This is a genomic window from Streptomyces prasinopilosus (assembly GCF_001419695.1).
Taxonomy (GTDB): Bacteria; Actinomycetota; Actinomycetes; order Streptomycetales; family Streptomycetaceae; genus Streptomyces; species Streptomyces prasinopilosus.
On record NZ_LIRG01000500.1, the window covers coordinates 1 to 4670 of the forward strand.

Annotated in this window: 2 protein-coding genes; one reads left to right on the forward strand and one right to left on the reverse strand. The window is 72.6% G+C overall.

From position 1 onward, the window contains the following. Positions 1-62: 62 nt before the first annotated feature. The gene (mfd, locus tag AOK18_RS20455) at positions 63-3641 is read right to left on the reverse strand and encodes a transcription-repair coupling factor (protein WP_055695311.1); all 3579 of its coding nucleotides are present in this window, start codon (positions 3639-3641) and stop codon (positions 63-65) included. Between the two features lie 212 nt (positions 3642-3853). Here mfd and AOK18_RS20460 point away from each other — a divergent pair, with 212 nt between their 5' ends. After that, positions 3854-4645 carry a class I SAM-dependent methyltransferase gene (locus tag AOK18_RS20460; RefSeq protein ID WP_157865137.1) on the forward strand — a complete coding sequence of 264 codons (792 nt, stop codon included), beginning with the start codon at positions 3854-3856 and terminating at the stop codon, positions 4643-4645. Positions 4646-4670: the final 25 nt, after the last annotated feature.

The following is a 4670-nucleotide window of genomic DNA, read 5'->3' on the forward strand; positions in this document are numbered from 1 at the left end:
ATCCCCTCCCCGTGGGCGGTTCCGCCGTTCCCGGGCCGGCCGGGCACGGCGGAACCGCCGGGTCACGAGCCCAGGACCGACGTCAGGAGCTCCCCGACCCACGCCAGCAGTTCCCGGCCGGCCAGCGGCTTCCCGCCCACCCTCGCGGTCCTGGGCCGGGGCACCAGCACCTGGTGCGCGGTCGGCTTGATCACCGTGCCGGGGTAGAGCCGCTTCAGGCGCAGTTCCTGGGACTCGCGCAACTCCACCGGCGCGAACCGGATGTTGGCGCCCTGCAGGACGATCTCCCCGACGCCGCACGCGCGGGCGAGCATCCGCAGCCCCGCCACCAGCAGCAGGTTCTCCACCGGCTCCGGCAGCTTGCCGTAGCGGTCCACGAGTTCCTCGCGCACCGCCTGGACGTCCTCCTCGCTGTTCGCGGAGGCGATGGACCGGTACGCCTGGAGCCGCAGCCGCTCGCCGGGCGCGTACGCGTGCGGGACGTGCGCGTCGACGGGCAGCTCGATCTTGACCTCGAGCGGCGGCTCCTCCTGGAGCTCGCCGGTCTCCAGCTGGCGCCGGTAGTCCGCGACGGCCTCGCCGACCATCCGCACGTACAGGTCGAAGCCGACGCCCGCGATGTGGCCCGACTGCTCGCCGCCGAGCAGGTTTCCGGCACCGCGGATCTCCAGGTCCTTCATCGCCACGTACATGCCCGCACCCATCTCGGTGTGCTGGGCGATCGTCGCGAGCCGCTCGTGCGCGGTCTCCGTCAGCGGCTTCTCCGGCGGGTACAGGAAGTACGCGTAACCGCGCTCCCGGCCGCGGCCGACCCGGCCGCGCAGCTGGTGCAGCTGGCTCAGGCCGAAGGTGTCGCCGCGCTCCACGATCAGGGTGTTGGCGTTGGAGATGTCGATGCCGGACTCGACGATCGTCGTCGACACCAGCACGTCGAACTTCTTCTCCCAGAAGTCGACGACGACCTGCTCCAGCGCCGACTCCGACATCTGCCCGTGGGCGGTCGCGATGCGCGCCTCCGGCACGATCTCGCGCAGCCGGGCCGCCGCGCGGTCGATCGACTCGACCCGGTTGTGGATGTAGAAGACCTGGCCCTCGCGCAGCAGTTCACGGCGGACGGCCGCTCCGATCTGCCGCTGGTCGTAGGGGCCGACGAAGGTCAGCACCGGGTGGCGCTCCTCCGGCGGCGTGGTGATCGTCGACATCTCGCGGATGCCGGTGACCGCCATCTCCAGGGTGCGCGGGATCGGGGTGGCGGACATGGTCAGCACGTCGACGTTGGCGCGCAGCTTCTTCAGCTGCTCCTTGTGCTCGACGCCGAACCGCTGCTCCTCGTCGACGATGACCAGGCCCAGGTCCTTGAACTTCGTCTCCGAGGAGAACAGCCGGTGGGTGCCGATGACGACGTCCACCGAACCGTCCCTCAGCCCCTCCAGGACCGCCTTGGCCTCCGTGTCGGTCTGGAACCGGGACAGCGCCCGCACGTTCACCGGGAACTGCGCGTACCGGTCGCCGAACGTGCCGAAGTGCTGCTGCACCAGCAGCGTCGTGGGCACGAGGACGGCGACCTGCTTGCCGTCCTGGACCGCCTTGAACGCGGCCCGCACCGCGATCTCCGTCTTGCCGTAGCCGACGTCGCCGCAGATCAGCCGGTCCATGGGGACCGTCTTCTCCATGTCCTCCTTGACCTCGGCGATGGTGGTGAGCTGGTCGGGCGTCTCCGCGTACGGGAAGGCGTCCTCCAGCTCGCGCTGCCAGGGCGTGTCGGCGCCGAAGGCGTGCCCGGGGGCCGCCATCCGCGCGCTGTACAGCTTGATCAGGTCGGCGGCGATCTCCTTGACGGCCTTCTTGGCCCGGGCCTTCGTCTTGGTCCAGTCGGCGCCGCCGAGCCGGTGCAGGGTGGGTGCCTCGCCGCCGACGTACTTGGTGATCTGCTCCAGCTGGTCGGTGGGGATGTAGAGGCGGTCGCCGGGCTGGCCGCGCTTGGCGGGGGCGTACTCCACCACCAGGTACTCGCGGGTCGCGCCCTGCACGGTGCGCTGCACCATCTCGACGTAGCGGCCGACGCCGTGCTGCTCGTGGACGATGTGGTCGCCCGCCTCGAGGGTGAGCGGGTCGATGGTCTTGCGGCGCCGGGCCGGCATCCGGGCGCCCTCGCGGCCGGCCGCCCTCTGGCCGGACAGGTCGGTCTCGGTGAGCACCGCGAGCCGGAGCACGGGGTCGACGAAGCCGTGGTCGATGCAGCCGCAGGCGACGTGCACGAGGGACGGGGCGATCTCGCCGAGGTCGCCCGTGCCCGGCTTCCCCCCGTCCCCGGCCAGGCGGGCCGGGATGCCCTCGCCGCCGAGCACCTCCACGGTGCGGGCGGCCGGGCCGTGGCCCTCGGTGACGAACACGGTGCGCCAGCCGTCGGCGAGCCAGCCCTTGGTGTCGGCGAGCGCCCGCGCGGTGTCGCCCCGGTAGCTCTCCGGGGCGCGCATGCCGAGCTTGAGGGTGTCCGAGCCCTCCGCCCCGTCGCCGGACGCGACCGTCTGGTCGGCGGCGAACGGCGACACCGACCACCACATCATCCCCAGCTCGCGGGCCCGCTCGCGGATGTCCGCGAGGGACCGCAGGGAGGCCGCGCCGACGTCGATGGGGGCCTCGCCCCCCTGGGCGGTGGCCGCCCAGGACGCCTGCAGGAACTCCTGCGAGGTCGCGACCAGGTCCGCCGCGCGGGTGCGCACCCGCTCCGGGTCGCACACCACGCCCATGCTGTCCGCGGGCAGGACGTCGAGCAGCAGCTCCATGTCGTCGACCAGGACCGGCGCGAGGGACTCCATGCCCTCGACCGCGATCCCCTCGGCGATCTTCCCGAGCAGCTCGCCCAGCTCCGGGTGCCGTTCGGCCAGCGCCCGCGCGCGCTCCCGCACGTCCTCGGTGAGCAGCAGCTCCCGGCAGGGCGGGGCCCACAGACCGTGCTCGGCGATCTCCAGGGACCGCTGGTCGGCGACCTTGAAGTAGCGGATCTCCTCGACGTCGTCGCCCCAGAACTCCACCCGCAGGGGGTGTTCCTCGGTGGGCGGGAACACGTCGAGGATGCCGCCGCGCACGGCGAACTCGCCGCGCTTCTCGACCAGTTCCACGCGCGCGTACGCGGCGGCGGCGAGCGCCTCGACGGTCTCCTCCAGGTCGGCGCTCCCCCCGGTCCGCAGGGCGACCGGCTCCAGCTCGCCCAGGCCCTTGACCTGCGGCTGGAGCACGGAACGCACGGGCGCGACGACGACCGACACCGGGCCCGTCTCCGGGTCGTCAGCGCGGGGGTGCGCCAGCCGGCGCAGCACGGCCAGGCGGCGGCCCACGGTGTCGCTGCGGGGGCTGAGCCGCTCGTGCGGCAGCGTCTCCCAGGACGGGTACTCCACGACCTCCTCCGGCGGGAGCAGGGAGCGCAGGGCCGCCGCCAGGTCCTCCGCCTCCCGGCCGGTCGCCGTCACCGCCAGCACCGTGCGGCCGGTCTCCCGGGCGAGGGCGGCGACCGCGAACGGGCGGGCCGCGGAGGGGCCGACCAGATCGACGTGCATGCGGTTGCCGTCGGCGGCCGCCGAGATCGCTTCCGCGAGGGCGGTGTCCTTGACGACGGCGTCCAACAGACCGTGCAGGCTCATTCGGGGCGCTTCCATCCGGGGGTGGGCAACACGACGGGCCCGACGCGCGCCGCGGGCCGGGGGTCTCCAGCGTACGACGCCCCGCCCCCGGGCGGCGCGCCCGCCGGACGGCGGCCCGGACACGGGGCCGGGCTACGGAGAGCGACGGAAACCTTTCCTCGAACCGCCCGCTCCGCCCGTGTCGCCACACCCGGTGGGTCGTTGATATCACCGTGGCTACGGAAAGTTACGGCGACGTGCTGTTCTCATCGGCACGCGACAACGAACAGACACGTCTGGACGGACTCACCCGGGCCCTGGACCCGGTCTCCTTCCAGACCCTGCACGACCTGGGCGTGGGGCCCGGCTGGCGCTGCCTGGACGTCGGAGCGGGGACCGGTACGGTCAGCTCCTGGCTGAGCCGGGCCGTCCACGGGCCGGTCACCGCGGTCGACCGCGACATCACGTTCCTGGCGCGGAAGCGGTCCCACCTCGATGTCGTCCACGCGGACATCAACCACACCGACTTCCTCCCGGGCGAGTTCGACCTCGTCCACGCCAGGCTGCTGATGATGCACCTGCGCCAGCGGGAGGAACTGCTGCCCCGCATGCTGTCCTGGGTGCGGCCGGGAGGACTGCTGGTGCTCACCGACGGTGTCGCACTGCACCCCGAGCAGTACCACCACCCCGCCTACCGCGAGGTGATGACGGGACACTTCCGCATGATGGCGAACGTGATCGGCAGCGACCTCCACTTCGCCGCCCGGTACCCGCAGATCCTCACGGACCTGGGGCTGGCCAAGGTCGGTCTGCTCGCGCACCATCCGATCATCGGGATGAATCCGGGGTTCGCCACCTTCGTCGCGCACACGCTCGAACAGTCCGAGAGCCACCTGCTGGCCGACGGGATCGCGCAGAGCACGCTGGACGAGGCCGTCGCCCACGTGCGCCGGCCCGAGACCCGGGAGATGTTCATCGCGATACTGACCGCGTGGGGACACAAACCGCACCTGACCGACCGGTAGGCCCGCGCCTCCCCGCCCCCGGACC